General features: G+C 65.1%; 1 protein-coding gene. It reads right to left on the minus strand.

From position 1 onward, the window contains the following. Positions 1-1,175: IS66 family transposase (tnpC, locus tag F1735_RS33570; RefSeq protein ID WP_167241334.1), on the minus strand; the 1,175-nt coding region annotated here is incomplete at its 3' end. Between the last annotated feature and the right edge of the window lie 197 nt (positions 1,176-1,372).

The following is a 1,372-nucleotide window of genomic DNA, read 5'->3' on the forward strand; positions in this document are numbered from 1 at the left end:
ACGCCCTTTCTGGCGGCGGCGATCACAGTGGCGATGTAGACCCAGGAGGAAACGGCCCGCTTGCGGCAAGTCTCGATGACGCTGGCGAGCAATGCAAACGCCCGGGTGCCAGCCTCGCTTCTGGTGCCATAGCTGATACGGCGCGCGATCACCCAATGGCGCAAGGCTTGTTCGGCGGCATTATTCGTCAGCGGCAGATGCGGTTCCGACACTTGGCGCAGGATCACATCCCAGTCAAGCAGGAACTCGACGGCGAGCGAGCGCAGCTTGCCATGCGGGTCACCCCGATGCTGCTCGCAAAGTGTGCGCAAGCGCGCGATCTGAAGCGCGTATTGGCTCGCCAGCGCCCCGTTCTCGTGGCCGGGCGTGGCGCGGGCGAGGTAAATGGCCTCCATCAGCGTGTGCAACACATCCTGCATCGCCTTTCCCGCGCAAACCACCCGGGCATCGGTTGACTCGGTCAGTCCTTGCACTTTTCTCAATAAATGCGCCCAGCAGCGCAGTCGATTGCCCAGATGGCGGTACGCCAGGTAGCCATCGGTCATGAGCTGCCCCTCGAACGCGTTCGTCAAGACATTCGACAGGATTTCCAGGCTGCGCGAGCCGATAAAAAACAGCGTCGTGTGGGCCGCCGCGAAGACCCATAGCCAAAGCGGCTTGCCCGCTTCCTTCCATGGCGTTTCGTCGGCATGGAGCAGCGCCGCCTCCTCGATTTCCCGGACCATCTCGTCCTCCAGCGGCGCCATGGCGCGCCCGGCCTCGCGGATGGTTTCGTCGAGTACGCCTGTGCTGAGCTGCAAATCGAACAGCTCGATGAAGAACTCACGGATGCGGGCGCGCGACAGGCGCATGCGCAGCGACAGGAACACGATGGCGCCGGCCAGGCGCGGGCCGACCAGGCGCCACTCCCCCAGTTCGACGCCGTCCCATAATTGATCGTCCGGCGCCACGTGGTGCGCCGCCCGCGTCATATGCCCGCAGGCGCACGCGACGCCGTGGAGGCGGTGGCGCGTGACTTGGAGGGAAAGACCGATTTGCCCCGTCGGCTTCCCGGCGATGTCGATTTCGTCCCACCCGGTATAGGCTTGCGCGCCTTCGCGTGTCAGTTCCAAGCCACAAGCGGCGCAGCAGTCCGGGAAGTGGTCCCTGGTGTCGCACACCGCCAGTTTTTGCATGCGTCCAACCCCTTTCGCGCCCGGCTGCTTGCCCGCCTTTTTGCCGCCAGACGGTTTATCCGGCTCACTGCAGGCGCCATCGGCCGGTGTGCCCGCTGATGCGCCCAGCCCCGAGGCAGGGCTGCTTTCAACGTTCGAGGTGGGCGATGCCGGCGTGTCCTCCGGGGACGGGGGCGATGGCGCGGCACAATTTGCAT

Origin of the sequence: Massilia genomosp. 1 (assembly GCF_011682185.1) — a bacterium.
GTDB classification, from domain to species: Bacteria; Pseudomonadota; Gammaproteobacteria; order Burkholderiales; family Burkholderiaceae_D; genus Telluria_A; species Telluria_A rubra.